The organism is Pseudomonas guangdongensis, from assembly GCF_900105885.1.
Taxonomy (GTDB): Bacteria; Pseudomonadota; Gammaproteobacteria; order Pseudomonadales; family Pseudomonadaceae; genus Geopseudomonas; species Geopseudomonas guangdongensis.
On record NZ_LT629780.1, the window covers coordinates 3,159,048 to 3,184,324 of the forward strand.

The following is a 25,277-nucleotide window of genomic DNA, read 5'->3' on the forward strand; positions in this document are numbered from 1 at the left end:
GGACGGCGACATGCGCGAGCGGCGGCCTATGCGGACGAAGCCTGCGCGCGCGACCGGAACCGGCGCATGGGTTGTTCAAGCACACGAGCGCCGCCATACCAGGCGATGCCCTGTAGCGGCCTCCTGGTGTGGCGGCGCCTTGAAGTGGAGGGCAGCAGCACCCGACTGCGATCGCGTGGGGCAGCCACGTGGCCATGCGGCTCAACGTGGCGGCGCGGACACCTCCTGGGTCACGCCCCAGCCGTCGAGGATGCCGCCGAGCGGACCGACCACCGCCTGCAGGTCGTGTTCGAAGTCGTCGATGCCGTCGCGGGTGGCGTACATCACCTTGCTGACCTGCAGGTGCCAGGCGCCGTCGCGCCGGCAGACCTGGGCATTCAGCCACTCGCCACGGAACTGCCCGGCGGCGCGGCGCGCCTGCGCCTCGTCGGCGAAGATCGCGTAGAACTCGATGGGATGCACACGGGCGAAGTCGAAACCGCCCTCGCGCATCTGCCGCAGCACGGTATTGCCGATGTCTTCAGGAGAGATTCTGGCCATGGCGCACACTCCTTCATCGTTCAACGGACATTAAGCTGCCACCGGACCCAGACGAGGGTCTGCATGAAAGGCCGGCCGGGCGAGCGGCGGGCAAAGCGAAAAGCGGCGGGGAAGCGCAGTTTACCGAGCGTAAATGAGCATTCCGAGCCGCTTTGCAACGCCACTCGACCGGGCGCAGGCACTCCCAGAGCCTAGTGGCAAATCGGCCGGCGTGCACGCGCTCCCGGCACCGATCCGACGGCGCGCACCGCACGGGCCGGACTTGCGCCGGGCATTCTGCGACAATCGCCGGCGATTTCCGCACCCTCCTCCGGCAAGGCTGATCGATGACGCTGTACCCCCTGGCAGGCGGCCTCGCCCTACTGCTGTTCTGTCTGCTGCTTGCGCTGCTCTGGCGCCGCGCCTCGCGCCGGCGCAACGCCACCTACCGGCGGCTGCCCGCGCTGTTCAGCCCCGGCGAGCGGGCCTTCCTCGCCGTGCTGCGCGAGGTGGTCGGCGAGCGCGCCCTGGTGTTCGGCAAGGTGCGCGTCGCCGACCTGCTCACCCCGCGCAGCGGCCTCAAGGGCCAGCGCTGGTGGCGGGCCTTCAACCGCATTTCGGCCAAGCATGTCGACTTCGTGCTCTGCAACCGCGACGACTGCGCGGTGCTCTGCGTGGTGGAGCTCAACGACGCCTCCCACCAGCGCCGCGACCGCCGCGAGCGCGATGCCTTCCTGGCGGAAGCCTGCGCCGGCGCCGGGCTGCCGCTGCTGCAGGTGACCGCGCGGGCGCGCTATGCACGCGCCGACCTCGAAGCGCTGCTGGCGCCCCATCTGGACAGCCGCCACGACACCCCCGTGGCGCCGGCCATACCCCGCTGCACGGCCTGCGCCGCGCCGATGGTGCAGCGCGTGGCACGCCGTGGCAGCCATGCCGGACGCGCCTTCTGGGCTTGCAGCCGCTTCCCGGCCTGCCGGCACATCGAACCCATCGACCGCTCACAGGAGTGACGCCATGACCCCGACCCTGCGCCCGATGCGCACCAGCGACATCCCGGCGATCCTCGCCATCCAGGCCGAGGCCTACAGCGACATGCTGCTGGAAAGCGCTGAGGTGATCGCCCTGCGCCTGCAGGCCTCTCCCGAACTGGCCTGGGTGGCCACCGACGCGCAAGGCCCCTGCGCCTACCTGTTCGGCTACCGCTCCCGCGCCGGCACCGTCACCCCGCTGGACGGCGCCTTCAGCGAACCGGACGACCCCGACTGCCTGTACCTGCACGACCTGGCGGTGGCGCGCCGCGCCGCCGGCCGGGGCATCGGCCCGCTGCTGGTGCAGCGCCTGCTCGACCACGCCCGCGCCCAGCGCCTGCGCTACAGCGCGCTGGTCTCGGTGCAGGACTCCGAGGCCTTCTGGAGCCGCCTGGGCTACGCTCCGGCCAGCGACCTGGACGAGCGCCAGCAGGCCCATCTGGCGTCCTACGGAGTGCCGGCGCGGTACATGGTGCAGGCGCTGCACTGAGTACGCGGGCCGAAAGCCTGCGCCGAAACGACAGAAGGGGCCTTGCGGCCCCTTCTGCGTTTCACCCGGCGAGCACTCAGTCGTTGCTCGGCTTGTGCACCGCTTCCAGCACGTACTGCGGCAGGGCAAAGGCCGCCTGGTGGATGTCGGCGTTGTAGTAGCGGGTGACGATACCGCTGCCGGCGTAGCGCTGGCGCAGGGTTTCCAGCGGCAGCTTGCGGTAGTCGGCGTTGGTGCTGCCCCAGGCGAAGGTCATGGCGCCGCCGATGTAGGTGGGTACCGCGGCCTGGTAGAAGTGCCAGTCGGAGAACAGACCGTTCATCCGCTTGGCGGTGGTCTGCACTTCGCCCAGCTGCATGAACGGGGTGCCGTTCTGAGTGACCAGGATGCCGCCGTCGTTCAGGCAGCGGCGGCAGGCTTCGTAGAAGTTCTCCGAGAACAGCACCTCGCCCGGACCGATCGGGTCGGTGGAGTCGGAGATGATCACGTCGAACTTTTCCTCGGTGGTAGCAACGAAGCGCATGCCGTCGTCGATCACCAGGTTCAGGCGCGGATCGTCGTAGGCGCCGCGGGAATGGTTGGGCAGGAACTGCTTGCACATGTCGACCACGGTGGCGTCGATCTCGACCATGGTGATGTGCTCGACGCTGCGGTGCTTGGTCACTTCGCGCAGCATGCCGCCGTCGCCGCCGCCGATGATCAGCACGCGCTTGGCCAGGCCGTGGGCGAGGATCGGCACGTGGGTGAGCATCTCGTGGTAGATGAACTCGTCGGCCTCGGTGGTCTGGATCACGCCGTCCAGGGCCATGACACGGCCCATGCGGGCGTTCTCGAAGATCACCAGATGCTGGTGCTCGGTACGCACTTCATGAAGCATCTTGTCGATGCTGAAACGCTGGCCATAGCCTTCGTAGAGGGTTTCCTGGTAATCGCTCATCGGCGTGTTTCCTTGCAAGTCGTTGAAAACTTCGGGGCGCAGACGCCCCGGATGTCCGGGATTGTAGGGGGCGCACGGCCGCCACGACAGTCTGGGGCCGCCGGGTGACGGCCCGGTTGCAGGGCTGCGTGTGGCCGGCGGCGGCTCAGCAGGCCGCCGGATCGATGGCCGCGAAGCTGGCCACGGTGCGGTGGCCGGCCAGCTCGCCACCCTCGCGGGCCAGGCCGCAGGTAGCCATGCCGGCGGCGCGAGCGGCGTCCAGCTCCTCGACCACGTCGGAGAGGAACAGGATCTCGCCGGCCGGGCGGCCCAGGGCGGCGGCGATGCGGGCGTAGGACGCCGCCTCGCGCTTGCCGCCGCTGGTGGTGTCGAAGTAGGCGTCGAACAGCGCCGTCAGGTCGCCCGCCTCGGAGCAGCCGAAGATCAGCTTCTGCGCCTGGATCGAGCCGGAGGAGTAGACGCCTAGGGTGTAGCCGGCGGCGTGCCAGGCGCGCAGCGCCGCGACCGCGTCGGGGTAGACGTGCCCCTTGAGCTGGCCGGCGCGGTAGCCCTGCGCCCAGACCATGCCCTGCAGCGCCTTGAGCGAGGTGGCCTTGCGGTCGGCGGCGATCCACTCCAGGAGGATGGCGATGACCCGTTCCAGATCGGCGTCGGCCTCGCCGCTCTCGGCGCGCACCGCGGCGATCTGCTCGGCCACCGCCGGCTCGGCGGCCCGCTCGCGGAGGAAAGCCGGCAGGTGCTGGCGGGCATAGGGGAACAGCACGTCGAAGACGAAACTCACCGCGCTGGTGGTGCCTTCGATATCGGTGAGGATGACTTTGATCGGCACCGTCAGTACTCCAGGCCCGGGAAGCCGGCGGCGATGGGGTCGCCGGTGAACTGCGCCACCCAGCCTTCGGGGTTGTTGAACAGGCGGATGGCGACGAAGTGCGGCTCCTCGCCCATGTCGAACCAGTGCTTGGTGCCGGCCGGTACCGAGATCAGGTCGTTCTTCTCGCAGAGCACCGCGTAGACGCGCTCGTCGACGTGCAAGCAGAACAGCCCGCGACCGGCGACGAAGAAGCGCACCTCGTCCTCGCCGTGGGTGTGCTCGTCGAGGAACTTGGCGCGCAGCTCGGCCTTCTGCGGGTGGTTGCGGTCCATGCTGACCACGTCGACGGTGACGTAGCCCTCCTCGAACATCAGCTTCTCGATCTCGTGGTGGTAGGCGGCGATCACCTCCACCGGGCTGGCGCCGGGGGCGATGGGCGCGTTGGCCGCCCAGCGCTCGAAACGTACGCCGACCGTCGCCAGCGTGCTGGCGATGTCGGCCGGATCGGTGAGCATCTTTTCCGGCTGCTCGGGTTGGGACTGGTGGTAGACGGTCAGGCTGCTCATTGACGGAATCCTTGTGGCTCAGCGACCCAGCACCTGGCGGGTCTTCAGTTCGCATTCGAAGAGGAATTCGAAGGCCTCGATCTGGCGCAGGGCGTCGCTCATCTGCGCGCCCCAAGTGTAAAGGCCGTGGCCGCGGATCAGGTAGCCCACGCAGTCGGGGTGCTTATCCAGCCACTGCTGCACCTGGAGGGCCAGACGGGCGATGTCCTGGTCGTTGTCGAAGATCGGCACTGTCACCCGGCCTTCGTGGGTGGTGACCCCGGCGAAGGCCTTCTGCAGCTCGTAGTCCTCCAGCTCCAGATGGTCGCCCGGGGTGAGGCGCGACAGCACGGTGGCGTTCACCGAGTGGGTGTGCAGCACCGCGCCGATTTCGGCGCGCCAGGCGTACAGCTGGGTGTGCAGCAGGGTTTCGGCCGAGGGCTTCTTGCCCGGCTCCAGGCTGTGGCCGGCCAGGTCGGTGGCCAGCACGTCGTCCTCGCCGAGCTGGCCCTTGTGCTTGCCGGACACGGTGAGCAGCGCCTGGTCGGCGGCCAGGCGCGCCGAGTAGTTGCTACTGGTGGCCGGCGACCAGCCGCGGCCGTAGAGGAAGCGGCCGGCGTCGATGATCTGTCGGGTGAGGCGTTGGCGCTGATCGGTCATCTTGACGGTCTCCAAGCGAGGGGAAATTCAGGGCGCGCAGGCGGGATCGCGCAGGCGCCGGATCACCAGGACGGCGGCGAGCAGCGCCGCCAGGCTGGCCAGGGCGAAGGTCCAGGCCGGGCCGAGGCCGTTCCAGCTATAGCCGGCGTACAGCGCGCCGAGCGCGCCGCCGACGCCGGACAGAGCGGCGTACAACGCCTGGCCCTGGCCCTGCTGGCGGGCGGCGAAGCTGTGGCGGACGAAGTGAATGGCTGCGGCATGGAAGCTGCCAAAGGTCGCCGCGTGCATCACCTGCGCCAGCAGCAGCACCGGCCAGTAGCCGGCCAGGCCGCCCAGCAGCAGCCAGCGCAGCGCCGCCAGCAGCAGGCTGGCGAGCAGCACCTGGCGTACCGAGAAGCGCGCCAGCAGGCGGGCCATGACCAGGAACACGAGGATCTCGGCCACCACGCCGAGCGCCCACAGCGCGCCGATCTGCCCGCGGGCGTAGCCGAGGCTTTCCAGGTGCAGGGTGATGAAGGTGTAGTAGGGACCGTGGCTGAACAGCATCAGCGCCACCGCACCATAGAAGGCCGGCACGCCCGGACGGCGCAGCTGCTGCAGAAAGCCGCCGCGCGCCGCCTCGCCGGGCGGGCTGTGGGGCTGGGCGTTGGGAATCCACAGGCTGCCGAGGGCGATGCCCAGCATGATCAGGCTCACCGCCCAGGGATAGGCGTCCAGGCTGACCCGCTCGAACAGCGCGCCGAGGCCCACCACCGCGGCGATGAAACCGATCGAGCCCCACAGGCGCAACTGGCTGTAGCGCGCCGCCTGCTCGCCCAGGTGGGCCAGGGTGATGACCTCGAACTGCGGCAGCACCGCGTGCCAGAAGAATGCGTGCAGGGCCATCACCAGGGCCAGCCAGGCGTAATCCTGGCGATGGAAGATGGCGAGAAAGCTCAGCAGGGTGCAGAAAGCGCCGAGGCGCACGATCAGCAGGCGTCGGCCGCTGACGTCGCCCAGCCAGCCCCACAGGTTGGGCGCCACGCAGCGCATCAGCATGGGAATGGCCACCAGCTCGCCGATGCGCGCCGCGGAGAAGCCCAGGTGATGGAAATACAGGGCGAGGAACGGCGCCGTCGCGCCGAGCAGGGCGAAGTAGTTGAAGTAGAAACCGGACAGCCGCCAGTAGGGCAGAGCCGCCGTCATGGGCGACCCGCCGCGCGACGCACGCACGACGCGCTCCGGCGCCGCACGCGCCGGGAAGCGGCCGGCGCCGCTGCCCGAGCGACTCGCCGGCTCACAGCTGCGGCAGCACCGGAGTGTTCACCCGCACGTCGGCGTTCTGCGCGCGGTGGCGCAGCAGGTGGTCCATCAGCACCATGGCCATCATCGCCTCGGCGATGGGCGTGGCGCGGATGCCGACGCAGGGGTCGTGACGTCCCTTGGTGATCACCTCCACCGGATTGCCGTCGACGTCGATGGAGCGGCCGGGGGTGGTGATGCTGGAAGTCGGCTTGAGCGCCAGATGGGCGACGATCGGCTGGCCGCTGGAGATGCCGCCGAGAATGCCGCCGGCGTGGTTGGAGAGGAAACCCTCCGGGGTCAGCTCGTCGCGGTGCTCGGTACCGCGCTGGGCGACACAGGCGAAGCCGGCGCCGATCTCCACGCCCTTGACCGCGTTGATGCTCATCAGCGCGTGGGCCAGCTCGGCGTCGAGGCGGTCGAAGATCGGCTCGCCGAGACCCGGCGGCACGCCCTCGGCGACCACGGTGATCTTCGCCCCGACCGAATCCTGGTCGCGGCGCAGCTGGTCCATGTACGCCTCCAGCTCGGGCACCTTGTCCGGGTCGGGGCTGAAGAAGGCGTTGCCTTCCACCGAGTCCCAGGTCTTGAAGGGGATCTCGATCGGGCCGAGCTGGCTCATGTAGCCGCGCACCGTGATGCCCAGACCCGCCAGGTACTGCTTGGCGATGGCACCGGCGGCGACGCGCATGGCGGTCTCGCGCGCCGAGCTGCGGCCGCCGCCGCGGTAGTCGCGCAGGCCGTACTTGTGGTGGTAGGTGTAGTCGGCGTGGGCCGGGCGGAACAGGTCCTTGATCGCCGAGTAGTCCTTGGACTTCTGGTCGGTGTTGCGGATCAGCAGGCCGATGGGGCAGCCGGTGGTGCGACCTTCGAACACCCCGGAGAGGATCTCCACCTCGTCGGCTTCCTGGCGCTGGGTGGTGTGGCGGCTGGTGCCGGGCTTGCGGCGGTCGAGGTCGCGCTGCAGGTCGGCCGCCGACAGCGCGACGCCCGGCGGGCAGCCGTCGACGATGGCGACCAGGGCCGGACCGTGGCTTTCGCCGGCGGTGGTGACGGTGAACAGCTTGCCGTAAGTGTTGCCAGACATGCAGGAAGCTCCGCGGCGAGGGAAAGTCAGGGCCGCGCAGTATACCCAAGCGCCCGCGCACTGGGGAAACGCCACCCGCGCGAGCCTGCCGCGTCCGGCAGGCGCCCAACGGTCGCCCGTCGTGCGGCGCTGCGCAGGCGTGGCCGGTGGAAATCGCCTATACCCAAGATGGGTGATCATGCTGGGTGGGGGGAACGCATCATGCGCTATTCCGTCTTGTCGCTGCTGGCCCTGTTCCTGCTCTCCGGCTGCACCAGCCTGCTGCCCAGCGAGCGCGCCGAAGTCAGCTCGGCGTTCCGCGACTATCTCGATGCGGAAACCAGCTTCGCCCGCGCCACACCGGGCAAGACCACCCGCAGCGAGCTGTTCTCCCTGGGCTTCGACCCGCTGAACGGCGGCAACGGGCGCATGCTGTCGTTCCTCGACGTGCGCATGCTGTTCGTCCAGCCCAACGTGCCCATCGACTACCTGCCCGACAGCCTGGTCAGCTGCCTGCAGGCCAAGGAGCGCTGCAGCGGCTACGCCTTCGAGTTCAACCAGACCGACAGCCAGCGGGTCGGCAGCTTCTGGGCCGACGTGTTCAACTTCCGCAAGAACCGCCGGGTCCACGGCTGGACCTTCCGCGCGGTGTTCGTGCTGGTCGACGACGTGCTGGTGCACAAGATCAGCAACGGCGAGCCGCAGATCCGCCGCTTCGAGGTGCAGCGCAACCCGCTCGGCCCGCTGCAGGGCGCCGGCGAATTCTTCTCCGATCAGTTGAAGAAATGAGCGGGGCGCCGCCCGGGCAACAGCTCAGGCGGCGCACGCCGCGCGGAACGAGGGCCTCACCGCGGATCGCCGGAAAACCGCTGCACGGGTTTTCTACCCGCCGCCGCAGTTCGCTAGAATGCGCGGCTTTCTCCCAGCGGAAGCGCGCCGTGAAGCAGACACCCGACCGCATCTATGCATCGCCCCAGGAACAGGTCGCCGACTTCGTGTTCAACGAGGCGGTGGTGCGGGTGTTCCCCGACATGATCAAGCGCTCGGTACCCGGTTACCCGACCATCGTCGAGAACCTCGGGGTGATCGCCGGGCAGTTCGCCCAGCAGCACAGCGCCCTCTACGATCTGGGCTGCTCGCTCGGCGCGGTCAGCCAGGCGCTACGCCGCCATGTGCAGGTCGAGGATTGCCGGGTGATCGCGGTGGACAACTCCAGCGCCATGGTCGAGCGCTGCCGCGAATACCTGCACGCCCAGGACTCGATGTTCCAGGAATTGCTGCCGGTGGAGGTCGTCGAGGCGGATATCTGCCGGCTCGACTTCCGCCCGGCCTCGGTGGTAGCGCTGAACTTCACCCTGCAGTTCATCCCCCGCGAGCAGCGCCTCGACCTGCTGACCCGCATCCGCCGGGCGCTGCTGCCGGGCGGCGCGCTGATTCTCTCCGAAAAACTGCGCTTCGCCGATGACCAGGAGCAGGCGCTGCTCACCGACCTGCACATCGCCTTCAAGCGCGCCAACGGCTACAGCGAACTGGAGATCGCCCAGAAGCGCAGCGCCATCGAGAACGTGATGAAACCCGACAGCCTGGAAGAACACCGCGCACGCCTGGCCGAGGCCGGTTTCTCGAAAGTCGTGCCCTGGTTCCAGTGCCTGAACTTCGCCTCGCTGATCGCCCTGCCCTGACCGCCCCGGACCGCCCATGACCGCTCTCGCCACCCGCGCCGGCCTCCCCGCCCTGCTCGCCCGCCTGCACGGCACGCCGCTGGCCTCCTGGGCCGCGACCCTGCCCGACCTGCTCGCCGACAAGCTGGCCCGCGGCCACGGCGACCTGACCCGCTGGCAGGCGGCCGTGGACGCCCTGCCGGCGCTCGACGCCCGCCAGCGCGAGCTGGCCGAAACCTTCCACCTCGCCGGCCCGTGCAGCGACGCGCAGCGCGCCGCCCTGGAGCAGGCGCTCAAGGGCCTGATCCCGTGGCGAAAAGGGCCGTTCGAGCTGTTCGGCATGCATATCGACACCGAATGGCGCTCGGACTGGAAGTGGGCGCGCATCGCCCCGCACCTCGACCTGCGCGGCAAGCGGGTGCTGGATGTCGGCTGCGGCAACGGCTATTACCAGTGGCGAATGCTCGGCGCCGGCGCCGACTGCGTGATCGGCGTCGACCCCAACTGGCTGTTCTTCTGCCAGTTCCTGGCGATGAAGCATTACCTGCCGGAGCTGCCCGCCTGGCACCTGCCGCTGGCGCTGGAGGAGCTGCCTGCGAGCCTGGAAGGCTTCGACACAGTGTTCTCCATGGGCGTGCTCTATCACCGCCGCTCGCCCATCGACCACCTGCTGGCGCTCAAGGACTGCCTGATGCGCGGCGGCGAGCTGCTGCTGGAGACCTTGGTGGTGGAAGGCGACGCGCAGACCGTACTGGTGCCCGAGGATCGCTACGCACAGATGCGCAACGTCTGGTTCCTACCCTCGGTGGCGGCCCTGGAGCTGTGGCTGCGCCGCGCCGGCTTCGTCGATGTGCGCTGCATCGACGTCAGCGTCACCAGCGTCGAGGAGCAGCGCTCCACCGAGTGGATGAGGTTCCAGTCGCTGCCCGAATTCCTCGACCCGCAGGATCGCAGCAAGACCATCGAAGGCCTGCCCGCACCGCGCCGCGCCGCACTGCTGGCGCGCAAGCCCTGAGTCAGCCCTGACAGGGCTCCGCCTCAGTGCCCGTCGTGCTTGCTGCCGCCCAGACACGTCGGAGAATCGGGCACCTGACCGGTGGCGGCCCACTCCTCGGGGGTGTAGGTGTGCTGAGCCAGCGCATGGAACTGCGCCATCAGCTCGCCAAGGGCGGCATAGACCTTCTGGTGACGCTGCACCGGGCGCAGGCCGGCGAACGCCTCGCTGACCACCACCACCTTGAAGTGGCTGTCCTGGCCGCGACTGTGCATATGGCTCTCGTTGTGGACTTCCAGGTGCTGCGGCGCGAAAGCGCTGGCGAGCGCGTAGCGGATCTGTTCCTGCATCGACATGGCGATTCTCCGGGATGAGTGTGCGCGCATTCTGCGCACAAGCCGCCGGCCGCTCAAGGTCGCCGCGGTCGCAGAACGGCGGCGCCCAGAACTAGACTGCAGGACCACCCCCTTCTGCAGGAGAGCCGCGATGACCCGCACCGAAACCGACAGCCTCGGCCCCATCGAGGTGCCCGCCGACGCCTACTGGGGCGCGCAGACCCAGCGCTCGCTGATCAATTTCGCCATCGGCGAGGAGCGCATGCCGCGGGCGGTGATCCATGCCCTGGCGCTGATCAAGAAGGCCGCCGCGCGGGTCAATGCGCGCAGCGGCGAGCTGCCCGCCGCCATCGCCGCGCTGATCGAGCGGGCCGCTGACGAGGTGCTGGCCGGCGCCCACGACGCGCAGTTCCCGCTGGTGGTCTGGCAGACCGGCAGCGGCACGCAGAGCAACATGAACGTCAACGAGGTGATCGCCGGGCGCGCCAACGAACTGGCCGGCCAGGGGCGCGGCGGCAAGAGCCCGGTGCATCCCAACGACCACGTCAACCGCGCGCAGAGCTCCAACGACTGCTTCCCCACCGCCATGCACATCGCCGTGGCGCTGGCGGTCAGCGAGGAACTGCTGCCGGCCGTACAGATGCTGCGTGCAGGGCTGCAGGCGCAGGCGCAGCGGCATGCCGGGCTGGTCAAGACCGGGCGCACCCATCTGATGGACGCCACGCCGATCACCTTCGGCCAGGAGCTGTCGGCCTTCGACGCCCAGCTCGGCTACGCCGAACAGGCGATCCGCGCCGCCCTGCCGGCGGTCTGCCAGCTGGCCCAGGGCGGCACCGCGGTGGGCACCGGGCTGAATGCCCCGGCCGGCTTCGCCGAGGCCATCGCCCGCGAGATCAGCGAGCTGTCCGGACAGCTGTTCGTCAGCGCGCCGAACAAGTTCGCCGCGCTTGCCGGCCACGAGCCTCTGGTGGCGCTGTCCGGGGCGTTGAAGACCCTCGCGGTGGCGCTGATGAAGCTGGCCAACGACCTGCGCCTGCTTGGCTCCGGGCCACGCGCCGGGTTCGCCGAGGTGCGCCTGCCGGCCAACGAGCCGGGCAGCTCGATCATGCCCGGCAAGGTCAACCCGACCCAGTGCGAGGCGCTGTCGATGCTCGCCTGCCAGGTGCTCGGCAACGACGCCACGGTGAGTCTGGCCGCCAGCCAGGGGCACCTGCAGCTCAACGTGTTCAAGCCGGTGATCGTCCACAACCTGCTGCAGTCGATCCGCCTGCTCGGCGACGGCTGCCGCAATTTCGAGGAGCACTGCGTGCGCGGCCTGGAGCCGGACGCCGCGCGGATGGCCGAGCACCTGGAGCGCGGGCTGATGCTGGTCACCGCGCTGAACCGGCACATCGGCTACGACAAGGCCGCGCAGATCGCCAAGAAGGCCTACGCCGAGAACCTCAGCCTGCGCGAGGCGGCGCTGGCGCTCGGTTACCTGTCCAACGCCGAGTTCGACGCCTGGGTGCGCCCGGAGCGCATGCTGGCTCCGGGCGACGAGGGCTGAGGCCGCTACTGGCGCCGCGCCATGGCGCTCGGCCGGCGGCTTACCCCGCCCTCGCCCGGCGGCGCGCCCGCAGCGTCGGCGCCAGCGCGGTCAGCGCCGAACCGGCGACCACCAGCAGGGCGCCGGCGTAGCCCAGCGCGTTGATGTCCTCGGGCTGCACATGCAGCGGCCAGAGCAGCGCCGCCAGCGCCACCGAGGCGAAGGTCACCAGCGGCGTCACTGCCAGCGCGGCGCTGACCCGCGAGGCCTCCCAGTGCGCCAGCGCCTCGGCGAAGGCGCCGTAGGCCACCAGGGTGTTCAGGCAGCAGGCGGCCAGCAGCCAGCCCTGCAGCGCGGACAGCTCCAGCGCCTGCAGCGGCTGCGCCCAGGGGGTGAGCAGCGCGGCGCAGCACAGGTAGATCACCATCATGATCTGCAGCGAGTTCCAGCCGCTGAGCAGCTGCTTCTGCGCCATCCCGTAGAAGGCCCAGACCAGCGCCGCCAGCAGCACCAGCAACACACCCAGGCTGTAGTCGCCCAGCGCGCCGAACAGCTCGGCCAGGCGCTGGTTGAAGAACAGCGCGAAACCGCCGAGCAGCACCGCCAGCCCCAGTGCCTGCCAGCTGTCGAAGGCTTCGCGGAACACCAGCAGGCTGCCGAGCAGCAGCAGGATCGGCGCGATCTGGATCAGCAGCTGGGTGGTGCCCGGACTCAGCAGCTGCAGGCCCAGCAGGTAGAGCACATAGTTGGCGGCCAGCCCGCCGATAGCCAGCGCCAGCAGCCAGGGGCCGCTGCGCCCCAGCGCCGCCCGCCGCGGCAGGCGCCGGCTGGCGGCCAGCCAGAGCAGCAGGATCAGCCCCGAGGAGAACAGCCGGTACCAGGTGACGGTCACCGGGTCCATGGTCTGCAGGACCTGCTTGAGCTTGATCGGCAGGATGCCCCAGAGCAGGGCGGTGACCATCGTCAGGAACAGGCCGTAGAGCCAGCGGCCGGAGGAAACGTGCATGGGGGGGGAAACTCGCAGGAAAGGCCGTAGGGCCTGGAGAACGGGAGGCCGCCGCAGCGGCCGATGGCCCATTCTAGAGCCTGCGCGTGGCGCACGCCCGGAAGATTTCGCGCCGCGCGGCCGGCGGGCGGGTCACCATGACTCTGCGCCGAAGGCTCGGCGCAGAGCGTTGCATGGAGCCGCTGCCGATGATCCCGGCAGCCCCGTGCGCCCGGCACTCGCCCCTCTCCTGTCGGCGGGCAAGGCAGGACGGCACTCTCCCGCTACTTCGGCTTGCGGGCGAAGGCCGCTTCCAACGCGTCGTTGATGGTGCGCAACACCTTGACCCGGGCGAAGCGCTTGTCGTTGGCCTCGACCAGCGTCCAGGGCGCGATCTCGGTACTGGTGCGGTCGACCATGTCGTTCACCGCGTCGACGTACAGCGGCCACTTCTCGCGGTTGCGCCAGTCCTCCTCGGTGATCTTGAAGCGCTTGAGCGGGTTCTGTTCGCGCTCCTGGAAACGCTCCAGCTGGGTCTGCTGGTCGATGGCCAGCCAGAACTTGACCAGCACCACCCCGGCGTCGGTGAGCTGCTCCTCGAAGTCGTTGATCTCATTGTAGGCGCGCAGCCAGTCGGCCTGCGAGCAGAAGCCCTCGACCCGCTCGACCAGCACGCGGCCGTACCAGGAGCGGTCGAACACGGTGAACTGGCCGCGCCCGGGGATGTGCCGCCAGAAGCGCCACAGGTAGGGCTGGGCGCGCTCTTCCTCGGTCGGTGCGGCGATCGGCACGATGCGGTACTGGCGCGGATCGAGGGCCTCGGCCATGCGGCGGATCGCCCCGCCCTTGCCGGCCGCGTCGTTGCCCTCGAACACCGCCACCAGGGCATGGCGCCGGAAGCGCTTGTCGCGCATCAGGGTGGCCAGACGCGCCTGCTCGGCGACCAGCTGCTGCTGGTAGCTGTCCTTGTCCAGGCTCTGGGTCATGTCCAGGCTGTCGACCAGGCCGCGATTGTCGATGCTCGCCGCCACCGGCGCGGCATGGGGATGGGGCTGCGGGCGGTTCTTGGTCTTCAGCGCCGCCTGCAGGCCTTCGAGCAGGATGCGCCCGACGCTCAGGCTGCGGTAGCGCTCGTCCACGCCCTCGACCACGTACCAGGGCGCGTAGTCGCGACTGCTGCGGCGCAGGATGCGCTCGCCGTAGCGCACGAAGCGGTCGTAGGTCTTGCTCTGCTGCCAGTCCAGCGGGCTGAGCCGCCAGCTGTGCCGGGGGTCGTCCTCCAGCGCCTTGAAGCGCGCCTTCATCTGCTGCTTGGAGAGGTGGAACCAGAACTTGAAGATCAGCGCGCCCTCGTCGCAGAGCATCCGCTCGAAGCGCTCGGCGCTGTCGATGGCCTGGTCGAGCTGGGCGTCGTCGATGTGCTTGTGCACCCGCCCCTGGAGCATCTGGCTGTACCAGTTGCCGAAGAAGATGCCGATCTGCCCCTTGGGCGGCATGCGCCGCCAGTAGCGCCAGTAGGGCGGGCGGGCCAGCTCCTCGTCGCTCTGCTGGTCGAAGTTCTCGACGCGGATCATCCGCGGGTCCATCCATTCGTTGAGCAGCTTGACCGTCTCGCCCTTGCCGGCGCCCTCGACCCCGCTGATCAGGATGAAGACCGGGAAGCGCGCCTGCTGGCGCAGCTCCATCTGCGCTTCCAGCAGTGCCTGGCGCAATTCGGGGACGGCGGCATCATAGGTTTCCTTGTCGATCTGGTGACCGATCTCGGCGGATTCGAACATTCGGGCTCTACCATCAATGGTTGTCGGAATACCGGCAGCGCATCCCGCGCCGGCACAGCGGTGCAATCGGGGAGGAGTGGCTGCGCGCCTCGTTGCGGCAACCGCTCGTCGTGCAGGATACCCGATGCCCGGCGTGCGCCGGGTAGTCCTGTACGCGCTCGGGTGTCATGGGTCGGCGCCGAGCCGCCTACAGCACTAACAGAGGATCAAGCAACTGCAGATCGCCCATGCCCCGGAGCAGCGTCTGCTGTTCCCCAACATCGGCCAGGATGCCTTCACGACTTTCCTTGACGAGCCGAGCCAAGTGCTGCTGGAGCTGCTCGCCGAGCATCCGCGCGCGGTGGTCGAGCTGATCGAGAACAGCTCGGTGTACGATACCCGGGTCAGCATCGCCAGGCTGCGGGCCGCACGCGCGCAGACGCGGCCTGCGCCGGCGGCTAGAATGGCGCCCCCCATCCAGCCCGCTCACCGACCGATGACCGAACAAGCGCATGCCCAGCTCGACTGGGACGAACAGGGCCAGCCGCTGTCCCGCACCTTTGGCGACGTGTACTTCTCCCGAGCCTCGGGCCTTGAGGAAACCCGCCATGTGTTCCTCGCCCAGAACCGTCTGGCCGAGCGCTTCGCCGCGCTCAGCGGCGGTGCGCGCCTGTGCATCGGCGAAACCGGCTTCGGCACCGGGCTGAACTTCCTCTGTGCCTGGCAGCTGTTCGAGCAGTGCGCGCCGGGCGACGCCCGCCTGCACTTCGTCAGCGTCGAGAAGTACCCGCTGGCGCGCGCCGACCTGCAGCGCGCCCTGGACCTGTGGCCGGAGCTGGCGCCCTTCACCGCGCAGCTACTGGCCCAGTACGTCGGCATCCACCCGGGCTACCAGCGGCTGGTGTTCGCCGGCGGGCGGGTGGTGCTGACCCTGCTGGTCGGCGACGTGCTCGAAACGCTGCCGAGCCTGGATGCGCGCATCGATGCCTGGTTCCTCGACGGCTTCTCCCCGGCGAAGAATCCGGCGATGTGGACCCCGGAGCTGTTCGCCCAACTCGCCCGGCTGTCGGCCCCCGGCGCCAGCCTGGCCACCTTCACCTGCGCCGGCTTCGTGCGCCGCGGGCTGATCGAGGCCGGGTTCGCCATGGCCAAGGTCAAGGGCTTCGGCCACAAGCGCGAGATGCTCGCCGGCACCTGCAGCGGCGCACCCGCCGAAGCCGGCCCGCCCTGGTACGCGCGTCCGCCGCGCACGGCGGGCGAGCGCCGCGCGCTGGTGATCGGCGGCGGTCTGGCCGGCTGCGCCACTGCCGCCAGCCTGGCGGCGCGCGGCTGGCAGGTCGACCTGCTGGAGCGTCACGGCGCGCTGGCCGAGGAGGCCTCCGGCAACCCCCAGGGCGTCCTGTACCTCAAGCTCTCCGCCCACGGCACCGCGCTCTCGCAGCTGGTGGTGGCCGGTTTCGGTCACACCCGAAGGCTGCTGGAGCGCCTGCAGCCCGGCCAGGACTGGAGCGCCTGCGGCGTGCTGCAACTGGCCTTCGACGCCAAGGAGCGCGAGCGCCAGGCGCGGCTCGCCGCCGCCTTCCCCGCCGCGCTGCTGCGCGCCGTGGATGCCGCCGAGGCCAGCGCGCTGAGCGGCCTGGCGCTGGAGCAGGGCGGCCTGTGGTATCCCGAAGCCGGCTGGGTGCATCCGCCGGCGCTGTGCCACGCCCTCGCCGCCGATCCGGCGATCCGCGTCCATACCCATAGCGAAGCCCTCGACCTGCAGCGGATCGACGGCCAGTGGCAGGCCCGTCAGGGCGGTACGCTGCTCGCTGCCGCGCCGGTGGCGATCCTCTGCAGCGCCAGCGAGGTGCTGCGCTTCCCGGCTGCCGCCCACCTCAAGCTCAAGCGCATCCGCGGCCAGATCAGCCGCCTGCCGGCCAGCCCCGCCAGTCGCGCGCTGCGCACCGTGCTGTGCGCCGAGGGCTATGTGGCGCCGCCGCGCGGCGACGAGCACACTCTCGGCGCCAGCTTCAACTTCCAGCGCGACGACCTGGCGCTGAGTGCCGAAGAACACGCCGACAACCTCGGCATGCTGCGGCAGATATCCCCGGCGCTGGCCGACGCGCTCGGCGCCGACGCCCTGGATCTCGCCAGCCTGCAGGGCCGCGCCGCCTTCCGCAGCACCACCCCGGACTACCTGCCGCTGATCGGCCCGCTGGTCGACGCCGAGGCCTTCCGCGCCGCCTACGCCGCCCTCGGCAAGGACGCCCGCCAGCGCTTCGACACCCCGGCGCCCTGGCTGGACGGCCTGTACGTCAACGCTGGACACGGCTCGCGCGGGCTGATCAGCGCGCCGCTGTCGGCCGAACTGATCGCCGCCTGGCTGGACGACGAAGCGCTGCCGCTGCCCCGCGCGGTGGCCGAGGCCTGCCATCCCAGCCGCTTCCTGCTGCGCGAGCTGATCCGCGGGCGCTGAGCCGGCGTCTGCACGTCAGGGCAATGACACGCCATTTGTAGTGGTGCGCCATGCACACCCTGGGTCGCTCCGATCCTGCGGTGCGTACGGCGCACCCTACTCATCCGATACGGCAACCTGCAGGCGATTCCCCCGACTGCCTTGGGCGTCTTGCCTTGCCGGCGCGCCGCGCAGATACTCCCCCCAGTAAAAGATCACCTGAAGGAGCTTCCATGCGTCTCGTCTCGTTCGCCCTGCTCGCCGCCCTGAGCGGCAGCACCCTCGCCGCCCCCGACCTGCAGAAGCTGAGCGCCGAAGGCGCCGCACTGATCCCGCCGTTCCAGCAGCACCTGCTCGACACAGTGAAATCCGCACTGCAGGACGGCGGTCCGGCTCAGGCCGTGGCCGCCTGCCAGAGCCTCGCCCCGCAGATCGCCGCGCAGCACAGCGCCGCCCCCTGGCAGGTCGGGCGCACCGCGCTGAAGGTACGCAACCCGGACAACGTCCCGGACGCCTGGGAGCGCCGAGTGCTGGAGCAGTTCGCCGCGCGCATCGCCGCCGGCGAGCCGGTCGCCGAGGTCCGTCATGCCGAGGTGGTCGACGGCGAATTCCGCCTGATGAAGGCCATTCCCACCGGCGAACCGTGCCTGGCCTGCCACGGCAGCGCGATCAAACCGGAACTGGCGGCGGTGATCGATCAGCGCTATCCCGCCGACCAGGCGCGCGGCTTCGCCCTCGGCGAACTGCGTGGCGCCTTCAGCCTGCGCCGCCCGCTGGACGCACAGTGATGCAAACGCCCGCCCAGCAGCATCAGGACGCCATGCTCAAGCGCCTGGCGCGCATCGAAGGCCAGGTACGCGGCCTGCAGGCGATGATCCGGCGCGGCGAGGACTGCGAGGCCATCGCCCAGCAGTTCAGCGCCGCGCGCAAGGCGCTGGACCGCGCCTACCAGGCCATGCTGATGTGCCTGGTCGAGGAAGCCATGCACGACACCGCGCAGGACAGTGCGGAAACTCTCGCCAAGGTCCGCGCGATCTTTACCAAGTACACCTGAGCGAGCGGCGAGGCACGTGCGAACCGCGCCGCACTCGCCCGGTGCGCGGCATGGCCCAGCACCGGTAGGCGCTGCTAGGATGCGCGCCCACCCTGTTCGCGGAGCCGCCATGCTGATCCCCCACACCCTGCTCGAAGCCGACACCCTGACCCGTCTGATCGAGGACTTCGTCACCCGCGAAGGCACCGACAACGGCGACGACACTCCGCTGACCACCCGCGTCGAGCGGGTGCGTCAGGCCCTGGCGCGCGGCACCGCGGTGATCCTCTTCGACCCCGACAGCCAGCAGTGCCTGCTGCTGCCACGCCACGAAGTGCCGGCCGAGCACCTGGGCGACGACTGACGCGGCCTTCCCGCCCTGCAGGCAAAAAAAAGGGCAGCCCGAAGGCTGCCCAATGAAGGAGTTGCAATGCTCGACGCGGATCAGTGCGCCACGGCGCCGGTAGCGCCCAGGCCGGTCTGCGAACGCACGAACTGCGGGAAGAAGCGCTCGCGCTCGTCGCTGGCCATCTTCGACTTGTCGGTGATCGAGAAGAACCAGATACCGATGAAGGCGGCGACGACCGAGAACAGCGCCGGGTAGGAGTACGGGAAGATCGCCTCGGCGTTGCCCAGTACCTGCACCCATACGGTCGGGCTGAGGATGGTCAGTACCAGCGCGGTGAACAGGCCCAGGGCACCGCCGAACAGCGCGCCGCGGGTGGTCAGGTTCTTCCAGTACATGGAGAGGAACAGCACCGGGAAGTTGCAGCTGGCGGCGATGGAGAAGGCCAGGCCCACCATGAAGGCGATGTTCTGCTTCTCGAAGGCGATGCCGAGCAGGATCGCGACCACACCCAGGGCCAGGGTGGTGCGCTTGGTCACCTTCATCTCGTCCTCTTCCTTGGCCTTGCCCTTCTTGATCACGCAGGCATACAGGTCATGGGACACGGCAGAGGCGCCCGCCAGGGTCAGGCCGGCGACCACCGCGAGGATGGTGGCGAAGGCCACGGCGGAGATGAAGCCGAGGAACAGGTTGCCGCCGACCGCTTCGGCCAGGTGCACGGCCACCATGTTGGTGCCGCCGATGATGGCGCCGGTGGCGTCCTTGTACTCGGGGTTGGTGCTGACCAGCAGGATCGCGCCGAAGCCGATGATGAAGGTCAGGATGTAGAAGTAGCCGATGAAGCCAGTGGCGTAGAACACGCTCTTGCGCGCTTCCTTGGCGTCGGACACGGTGAAGAAGCGCATCAGGATGTGCGGCAGGCCGGCGGTACCGAACATCAGCGCCAGGCCCAGGGAGATCGCCGAGACCGGGTCGGTCACCAGGCCGCCGGGGCTCATGATGGCAGCGCCCTTCTCGTGGATCTTCACCGCTTCGGAGAACAGCGAACCGAAGTCGAAGCCCACGTGCTTCATCACCATGATCGCCATGAAGCTGGCGCCGGAGAGCAGCAGCACGGCCTTGATGATCTGTACCCAAGTGGTGGCCAGCATGCCGCCGAACAGCACGTAGCAGACCATCAGCACGCCGACCAGGATCACCGCGACATAGTAGTCGAGACCGAACAGCAGCTGGATCAGCTTGCCGGCACCGACCATCTGGGCGATCAGATAGAAAGCCACCACGGTCAGCGAGCCGAACGCCGAGAGGATGCGGATCTGGGTCTGGCCGAGGCGGTAGGAGGCCACGTCGGAGAAGGTGAACTTGCCGAGGTTGCGCAGGCGCTCGGCCATCAGGAACAGGATCAGCGGCCAGCCGACCAGGAAGCCGATGGAGTAAATCAGACCGTCGTAACCGCTGGTGAACACCAGCGCGGAAATCCCCAGGAAGGATGCGGCGGACATATAGTCGCCGGCGATCGCCAGGCCGTTCTGGAAGCCGGTGATGCTGCCGCCGGCGGTGTAGTAGTCGGCGGTGGAGGTGTTGCGCTTGGCCGCCCACTTGGTGATGCCCATGGTCGCGACGATGAAGATCACGAACATGGAGATGGCGGTCCAGTTGGTCGCCTGTTTTTGCACTTCGCCGGTCAGGGCTTCGCCCGCCAGCAGCATCGGGGACGCTGCCAGCAGGGCGGCAGCGGTCAGGAAACGAGCAATCATTATTTCTGCGCCTCGTCGAGGATTTCCTGGGTGATACGGTCGAATTCACCGTTGGCACGCTGCACGTAGACACCGGTCAGGGCGATGGCCAGGAAGATCAGCCCCAGACCCGCCGGGATGCCCCAGGTGGTGACGGTATCCGGGCCCAGCGGAATGCCCAGCACTTTCGGGTCGAACGCGATCACCAGGATGAAGGCGAAGTAGGCAGCCAGCATGACCAGGGACAGCAGCCAGGCGAAACGACCGCGCCTGGCCACCAGTTCCTTGAAGCGTGGGTTGGCATAGATCTGCCGGTACACATTTTCGTTGTTCATTGGATGAGTCTCCACACGATCTGATGTCCCCCGTGTAGGGGACAGGGCGGTACTTTATGTCCGGTTGTGTCTAACACCAGACGACTTTAGTCGCTCCCCTTCTGCCCGCCGACGTTCGGAATAGAGCCTTTCCCTCCTGCCGCGGAGGGTTTTGCGGGCTGCAGCCCGCGATAGCCGTGGCCTGGAGCGATTTTGCATATCCATAGAACACAACTATGCAACGCCCCAGCACCGACACTTTCCGCAGCGCTCCGACGCTGGTCTTGCGCCTCCGGCAGCGGGCATGGCACGCCTCCGCCGGAGGCCGCCACCGCACCGGCCACGACGGCAACGCCCGGCGCGCCGCTCGTCGCGCGGCACGGGGCGCAGATGCCCTGGCCCGGCGGCCGGCACCCGCGAATACCCGGCGCCGCGCAGGCATCCACCGGGGGGCTGGCGCAGCGGCCGGGCGCCTCCTAATATGCGCGGCTTTCCGACTGCCGACTGTCCACCGCCATGCCCACGTTCTCCCGTTACCTGCTGGCCCTGCTATGCGTCCTGGCGGCTCTTGCCGGCCTCTGGTACAGCCTCGGCCGCGACCAGCACCTCGCCGCCGCTCCCCAGGCCGGCACACGCCTGCAATGCACCTCCTACAGCCCCTTCGATCACGACCAGTCGCCCTTCGACCTGCCGCTGGAGATCCGTCGCGAGCGCATGGAGGCCGATGTCGCGCTGCTCGCCGAGCGCTTCGACTGCCTGCGCACCTACTCGGTGACCGGCCTCGAAGCCCTGCCGGACATCGCCCGCCAGCACGGCATGCGCCTGATGATCGGCGCCTGGGTCAGCCGCGACACCAAGGCCACCCGCGAGGAGATCGAGGGCCTGGTGCGCACCGCCAACGCCCACCCGGACGTGGTCGAGGCGGTGATCGTCGGCAACGAGGCGCTGCTGCGCCGGGAGATCAGCGCCCGGCGCCTGGTCGCGCTGATCGAGGAGGTCAAGTCGCGGGTCGCCCAGCCGGTCACCTACGCCGATGTCTGGGAGTTCTGGCTGCGCCACCCGCAGGTCGGCCCGGCCGTGGACTTCGTCACCATCCACCTGCTGCCCTACTGGGAGGACGACCCCACCGGCATCGACGCCGCGCTGGCCCAGGTCGAGAAGGTGCATGCCCGTTTCGAGCGTCTCTACAGCAAGCCGATCTTCGTCGGCGAGACCGGCTGGCCGAGCCAGGGCCGCCAGCGCGAGGACGCCCTGCCCAGCCGGGTCAACGAGGCACGCTTCATCCGCGGCTTCATCGACCTGGCCGAGCAGCACCGCTGGCAGTACAACCTGATCGAAGCCTTCGACCAGCCCTGGAAGCGCATCAGCGAGGGCACGGTCGGCGGCTACTGGGGCCTGTTCGACGCCCACCGCCAGGACAAGGGCATCCTCGCCGGGCCGGTCTCCAACCTGCCGGACTGGCCGCGCTGGCTCGCCGTCAGCGGCCTGCTGCTGATCGCCGGCCTGGCCCTGGCCGGGCGGCCGCACCGCCCCGGCGCCGACTGGCAACTGCCGCTGCTGACCGGCCTCGGCGCGGCCAGCCTGGGCCTCTGGCTGCAGCAGACCACCCTCGACAGCCGCCATCTCGGCGAGTGGCTGTGGCACGGCGCCCTGGCCGTCCTCAACCTGCTGGTGGCCGCCCGCCTGCTGCTGGCCGTCAACCCGGCAGAGCACGGCTGGCGCGCCCGCCTCGGCCGCTGGCTGGAAGCCCGCGCCGCCTGGTGGTTGCTGGCCGCCGGGCTGGCCGGCGCCTGGCTGATGCTGGCGCTGGTCTTCGATCCGCGCTATCGCAGCTTCCCCAGCGCCGCCCTGCTGCTGCCGGCGCTCGCCTACCTGCTGCACCCGTGCCGCGGCCCGCGCACCGAGCTGGGCTTGCTCGCCGTGCTGCTCGGCATCGGCCTGCCGCCGCTGCTCTGGCAGGAAACCCTGCTCAACCTGCAGGCGCTCGGCTGGGCAGTGGTCGCCCTGAGCCTGCTGCTGGCACTGTGGCGCAGCCGCGCGCCGAGCGTGGCCGACACCTGCCGGGCGGCCGCAGCCGCCTGAACCGCCCCGCGCCGGCAACGGCGCGGGCGTTTCCCGCTTGCCGCGCCTGCCGCCGAGTCCCTAAGCTCGGCGGCAGGCGCCCGCGTGCGCTGTTCATCACAACAAGCGCCGCGCCACAGGCTGGCGCAAAGGACTGCCCATGACCGTCATCCGCTCCAACCTGTTGCCGGTGCTGCTCGCCGGTGCCGCCGTGCTGCTGGTGGTACACACCCTCGGCCGCTTCATCTACACCCCGCTGCTGCCATGGCTGGTCGAGGACGGCCTGCTGACCCTGCGCCAGGGCGCCGACATCGCCAGCTGGAACTACCTCGGCTATCTGGCCGGTGCCCTGCTGGCGATCCGCTGGCATCGCATCGCACAGATCCGCCGCTGCCTGCCGGCCGGGCTGGCCCTGCACGTGCTGACCACCCTGCTGCAGACCCAGGCCAGCGATCCCGACCTGCTGGCCGCCCTGCGCCTGGTCAACGGCCTCTGCAACGGCCTGGTGTTCGTCCAGGCACCGGCGCTGATCCTCGAATGGCTGGCCCGGCAGAACAGCGCCAGCGCCAGCGGGCTGGTCTACCTCGGCGTCGGCGGCGGCCTGCTGATCTCCAGCGCGATGGTCAGCCTCAGCGCCGACTGGCTGCACGGCCCGGCTCGCTGGTGGCCGGCGGCACTGCTCAGCCTGCCGCTGGCGTGGTGGGGCTGGCGCCAGCTGGCACGTCTGGATACCCCGGAGCACGCAGCGCCCAGCGGCCAGGCCGCCCCCAGCGGGCGGCTGCTGGATCGCAGCAGCATTCCGCTGTTCCTCGCCTATGCCGGCGCCGGGATGGGCTACATCCTGCCGATGACCTTCCTGCCGATGCTCGCCCGCCTGCAACTCGAGGCAGGCAGCTTCCTGGTCGGCGGCAGCTGGCTGCTGGTCGCCCTGGCCACCCTGATCGCGCCCTGGCTGTGGAATCGCGCCGGCGCGCGCCTGGGCGACAAGCGCGCCCTGCAGGTCAACTACCTGATCCAGCTGGCCGGCGTGCTGGCCGCCCTGCTGCTGCCCGGCGCCAGCGGCATCGTGCTCTGCGCCCTGCTGGTCGGCAGCACCTTCCTCGGCACCGTGCTACTCACCCAGCGCTTGGGACGCAGCCTACAGCCGCACCAGGGGCCGCGCATCTCGGCCGCGATGATCGCGCTGTACAGTGTCGCCCAGCTCGCCGGCCCCTGGCTGACCAGCCAGTGGCTCAACCAGGGAGGCAGCCTGCACAGCGCCTTCTGGCTGGGCGCCGGGGCGCTGGCCTGGGGGTTCGCGTGGATGCTCGCGGTGCCGGCACAGCAGCAGGCGTAAGCCAGATTTCCGCCCGTAACGCGCAAGGGCGGCAGCGGCGATGCAATCGCACGCCCCGCCCCGATTATCAATCCTCCTAGCACCGACCCAGCACCCAGAAACGCGAAAGCCCGCCTACAGGCGGGCTCTTGCGCCAAACATGCTGCAAACGGCGCATGCCAAACACCATGTAAGACGGCGCCGAGTCGGGCGCGCTTACAGAAACTCTCGACACTTTTTCGACACTTGGCCAGCGTAAAAAAGCAAAAGCCCCTGATTCTCTAGGGGAATCAGGGGCTTTTGCTTTCGATATGGCGGGGAGATAGGGATTTGAACCCTAGGTACCCTCGCGGATACAACGGATTTCGAATCCGTCCCGTTCGACCACTCCGGCATCTCCCCCAAGTCGGCGCGCATCATAACAGCTGAAATCGGTTTGGCGAACCCCCTCGATGAAAAAAATTCGCCGAATCAGATGCTTGCGCGCCGATACGACGTCAGCGGGTCAGCCGGGTCAGCGCCTCGCGGTACTTGTCGGCGGTCTTCTGCGCCACTTCGGCGGGCACCGCCGGGGCCGGCGGCTGCTTGTTCCAGCCGGTGGACTCCAGCCAGTCGCGGACGAACTGCTTGTCGAAGCTCGGCGGGTTGCTGCCCTCGGCGTAGCTGTCGGCCGGCCAGAAACGGCTGGAGTCGGGGGTCAGCGCCTCGTCCATCAGGGTCAGGGTACCGTCCTCGTCGAGGCCGAACTCGAACTTGGTGTCGGCGATGAGGATGCCGCGGGTCGCCGCGTACTCGACCGCCGCGCTGTACAGGGCGATGGCGGTGTCGCGCACCTGGGCGGCCAGCTCGGCGCCGATCAGCGTCTCGCACTGGGCGAAGGAAATATTCTCGTCGTGATCGCCGACGGCGGCCTTGGTCGAGGGGGTGAAGATCGGCTGCGGCAGCTTGGCCGCTTCCTTGAGGCCGGCCGGCAGGGCGATGCCGCAGACGGTGCCGCTCTTCTGGTATTCCTTCCAGCCGGAGCCGACCAGGTAGCCGCGCACGATGGCTTCCACCGGCACCGGCTTGAGACGCTTGGCGACTACCGCGCGACCTTCCACCAGCGCCAGCTCGGCGGCCGGCACCACGTCCTCGACCCTGTCGCCGGTGAAGTGGTTGGGCACCAGATCCTTGAGCTTGTCGAACCAGAAGTTGGAGATCGCGGTGAGGATCTTGCCCTTCTCCGGGATCGGCTGCTCGAGGATGACGTCGAAGGCCGACAGGCGATCGCTGGCCACCATCAGCATGCGCTTGTCGTCGATTTCGTAGAGGTCGCGGACCTTGCCCGAGTAGATCTTCTTCAGGCTCAGGGTGGTGGGTGTGCTCATGTCGGCGGTTCCGTTTCTGGCAAACAAGACAGGCGAAACCCTGGGGGTTTCGCCTGTCGCGGTGGATGGCTGAA

25 protein-coding genes and 1 tRNA gene are annotated in these 25,277 nt (G+C 69.2%); 12 read left to right on the forward strand and 14 right to left on the reverse strand.

Annotated features, from left to right (window positions below):
• Positions 1-201: 201 nt before the first annotated feature.
• The gene (locus BLU22_RS14700) at positions 202-540 is read right to left on the reverse strand and encodes a ribonuclease E inhibitor RraB (protein ID WP_090216038.1); all 339 of its coding nucleotides are present in this window, start codon (positions 538-540) and stop codon (positions 202-204) included.
• A gap of 326 nt (positions 541-866) precedes the next feature.
• On the opposite strand from BLU22_RS14700, the gene BLU22_RS14705 reads away from it, so the two are divergent.
• Both BLU22_RS14705 and BLU22_RS14710 read left to right on the forward strand, forming a co-directional pair.
• Entirely contained in the window at positions 867-1,529 is a 663-nt protein-coding gene (locus tag BLU22_RS14705; protein WP_090216040.1) for a DUF2726 domain-containing protein, read from the forward strand.
• Between the two features lie 25 nt (positions 1,530-1,554).
• Positions 1,555-2,037: a GNAT family N-acetyltransferase gene (locus BLU22_RS14710; protein WP_090216519.1), complete on the forward strand. Its 483-nt coding sequence runs from the start codon at positions 1,555-1,557 to the stop codon at positions 2,035-2,037.
• 76 nt (positions 2,038-2,113) lie between these two features.
• On the opposite strand, the gene speE is transcribed toward BLU22_RS14710, so the two are convergent.
• From speE to aroC, 6 genes are all read right to left on the reverse strand, one after another.
• Positions 2,114-2,974: a polyamine aminopropyltransferase gene (gene speE / locus BLU22_RS14715; RefSeq protein WP_090216043.1), complete on the reverse strand. Its 861-nt coding sequence runs from the start codon at positions 2,972-2,974 to the stop codon at positions 2,114-2,116.
• 145 nt (positions 2,975-3,119) lie between these two features.
• The gene (gene mtnC, locus BLU22_RS14720; protein WP_090216045.1) at positions 3,120-3,803 is read right to left on the reverse strand and encodes an acireductone synthase; all 684 of its coding nucleotides are present in this window, start codon (positions 3,801-3,803) and stop codon (positions 3,120-3,122) included.
• Between the two features lie 2 nt (positions 3,804-3,805).
• Positions 3,806-4,351, reverse strand: a complete 546-nt coding sequence (locus BLU22_RS14725; protein ID WP_090216048.1) for a 1,2-dihydroxy-3-keto-5-methylthiopentene dioxygenase — start codon at positions 4,349-4,351, stop codon at positions 3,806-3,808.
• Positions 4,352-4,369: 18 nt separating this feature from the next.
• Entirely contained in the window at positions 4,370-4,990 is a 621-nt protein-coding gene (locus tag BLU22_RS14730; protein ID WP_090216053.1) for a methylthioribulose 1-phosphate dehydratase, read from the reverse strand.
• A gap of 27 nt (positions 4,991-5,017) precedes the next feature.
• The gene (locus tag BLU22_RS14735; protein ID WP_090216056.1) at positions 5,018-6,175 is read right to left on the reverse strand and encodes an MFS transporter; all 1,158 of its coding nucleotides are present in this window, start codon (positions 6,173-6,175) and stop codon (positions 5,018-5,020) included.
• A gap of 91 nt (positions 6,176-6,266) precedes the next feature.
• Positions 6,267-7,358, reverse strand: a complete 1,092-nt coding sequence (aroC, locus tag BLU22_RS14740; protein ID WP_090216058.1) for a chorismate synthase — start codon at positions 7,356-7,358, stop codon at positions 6,267-6,269.
• 201 nt (positions 7,359-7,559) lie between these two features.
• Here aroC and BLU22_RS14745 point away from each other — a divergent pair, with 201 nt between their 5' ends.
• The 3 genes from BLU22_RS14745 (at position 7,560) to cmoB (ending at position 10,013) form a co-directional block, all read left to right on the forward strand.
• Positions 7,560-8,126: a hypothetical protein gene (locus tag BLU22_RS14745; RefSeq protein WP_090216062.1), complete on the forward strand. Its 567-nt coding sequence runs from the start codon at positions 7,560-7,562 to the stop codon at positions 8,124-8,126.
• A gap of 149 nt (positions 8,127-8,275) precedes the next feature.
• Entirely contained in the window at positions 8,276-9,019 is a 744-nt protein-coding gene (cmoA, locus tag BLU22_RS14750; protein WP_090216065.1) for a carboxy-S-adenosyl-L-methionine synthase CmoA, read from the forward strand.
• Positions 9,020-9,035: 16 nt separating this feature from the next.
• Complete coding sequence (gene cmoB, locus BLU22_RS14755) at positions 9,036-10,013, forward strand: tRNA 5-methoxyuridine(34)/uridine 5-oxyacetic acid(34) synthase CmoB (RefSeq protein ID WP_090216067.1); 978 nt, start codon at positions 9,036-9,038, stop codon at positions 10,011-10,013.
• A gap of 23 nt (positions 10,014-10,036) precedes the next feature.
• Here the strand turns inward: cmoB and BLU22_RS14760 are convergent, their stop codons facing one another.
• Positions 10,037-10,348 carry a BolA family protein gene (locus BLU22_RS14760; RefSeq protein ID WP_090216070.1) on the reverse strand — a complete coding sequence of 104 codons (312 nt, stop codon included), beginning with the start codon at positions 10,346-10,348 and terminating at the stop codon, positions 10,037-10,039.
• Between the two features lie 130 nt (positions 10,349-10,478).
• Between BLU22_RS14760 and BLU22_RS14765 the strand changes: the two genes are divergently transcribed.
• A complete protein-coding gene (locus tag BLU22_RS14765; protein ID WP_090216072.1) occupies positions 10,479-11,873 on the forward strand; it encodes a class II fumarate hydratase in 1,395 nt (464 codons plus the stop codon).
• Positions 11,874-11,913: 40 nt separating this feature from the next.
• Here the strand turns inward: BLU22_RS14765 and BLU22_RS14770 are convergent, their stop codons facing one another.
• Together BLU22_RS14770 and pap are read right to left on the reverse strand one after the other, a co-directional pair.
• Complete coding sequence (locus tag BLU22_RS14770) at positions 11,914-12,858, reverse strand: DMT family transporter (RefSeq protein ID WP_090216075.1); 945 nt, start codon at positions 12,856-12,858, stop codon at positions 11,914-11,916.
• 263 nt (positions 12,859-13,121) lie between these two features.
• Positions 13,122-14,615, reverse strand: a complete 1,494-nt coding sequence (gene pap, locus BLU22_RS14775) for a polyphosphate:AMP phosphotransferase (RefSeq protein WP_090216079.1) — start codon at positions 14,613-14,615, stop codon at positions 13,122-13,124.
• A 475-nt stretch (positions 14,616-15,090) separates the two neighbouring features.
• Between pap and mnmC the strand changes: the two genes are divergently transcribed.
• From mnmC to BLU22_RS14795, 4 genes are all read left to right on the forward strand, one after another.
• Positions 15,091-17,052: a bifunctional tRNA (5-methylaminomethyl-2-thiouridine)(34)-methyltransferase MnmD/FAD-dependent 5-carboxymethylaminomethyl-2-thiouridine(34) oxidoreductase MnmC gene (gene mnmC, locus BLU22_RS14780; protein ID WP_090216082.1), complete on the forward strand. Its 1,962-nt coding sequence runs from the start codon at positions 15,091-15,093 to the stop codon at positions 17,050-17,052.
• Positions 17,053-17,264: 212 nt separating this feature from the next.
• On the forward strand, positions 17,265-17,819 hold the full coding sequence (locus BLU22_RS14785) for a Tll0287-like domain-containing protein (RefSeq protein ID WP_090216085.1): 555 nt from the start codon (positions 17,265-17,267) through the stop codon (positions 17,817-17,819).
• Complete coding sequence (locus BLU22_RS14790) at positions 17,819-18,085, forward strand: metal-sensing transcriptional repressor (protein ID WP_090216088.1); 267 nt, start codon at positions 17,819-17,821, stop codon at positions 18,083-18,085. The genes BLU22_RS14785 and BLU22_RS14790 overlap by 1 nt, the downstream gene beginning before the upstream one ends.
• 109 nt (positions 18,086-18,194) lie before the next feature.
• Complete coding sequence (locus BLU22_RS14795) at positions 18,195-18,428, forward strand: YheU family protein (RefSeq protein ID WP_090216090.1); 234 nt, start codon at positions 18,195-18,197, stop codon at positions 18,426-18,428.
• An 80-nt stretch (positions 18,429-18,508) separates the two neighbouring features.
• Here BLU22_RS14795 and BLU22_RS14800 read toward each other — a convergent pair whose 3' ends face one another.
• Positions 18,509-20,167, reverse strand: coding sequence for a cation acetate symporter (locus BLU22_RS14800; protein ID WP_090216093.1), 1,659 nt, complete (start codon positions 20,165-20,167; stop codon positions 18,509-18,511).
• Positions 20,167-20,481: a DUF485 domain-containing protein gene (locus BLU22_RS14805; RefSeq protein ID WP_090216096.1), complete on the reverse strand. Its 315-nt coding sequence runs from the start codon at positions 20,479-20,481 to the stop codon at positions 20,167-20,169. The genes BLU22_RS14800 and BLU22_RS14805 overlap by 1 nt, the downstream gene beginning before the upstream one ends.
• A gap of 495 nt (positions 20,482-20,976) precedes the next feature.
• Between BLU22_RS14805 and BLU22_RS14810 the strand changes: the two genes are divergently transcribed.
• Positions 20,977-22,542: a glycoside hydrolase family 17 protein gene (locus BLU22_RS14810; protein ID WP_090216099.1), complete on the forward strand. Its 1,566-nt coding sequence runs from the start codon at positions 20,977-20,979 to the stop codon at positions 22,540-22,542.
• Positions 22,543-22,681: 139 nt separating this feature from the next.
• On the forward strand, positions 22,682-23,857 hold the full coding sequence (locus BLU22_RS14815) for a YbfB/YjiJ family MFS transporter (RefSeq protein ID WP_090216103.1): 1,176 nt from the start codon (positions 22,682-22,684) through the stop codon (positions 23,855-23,857).
• 291 nt (positions 23,858-24,148) lie between these two features.
• Here BLU22_RS14815 and BLU22_RS14820 read toward each other — a convergent pair.
• Positions 24,149-24,238, reverse strand: a tRNA-Ser gene (locus BLU22_RS14820).
• A 95-nt stretch (positions 24,239-24,333) separates the two neighbouring features.
• Positions 24,334-25,203 (reverse strand): phosphoribosylaminoimidazolesuccinocarboxamide synthase, encoded by an 870-nt coding sequence (locus BLU22_RS14825; RefSeq protein ID WP_090216106.1) that lies wholly within the window; start codon positions 25,201-25,203, stop codon positions 24,334-24,336.
• Positions 25,204-25,277: the final 74 nt, after the last annotated feature.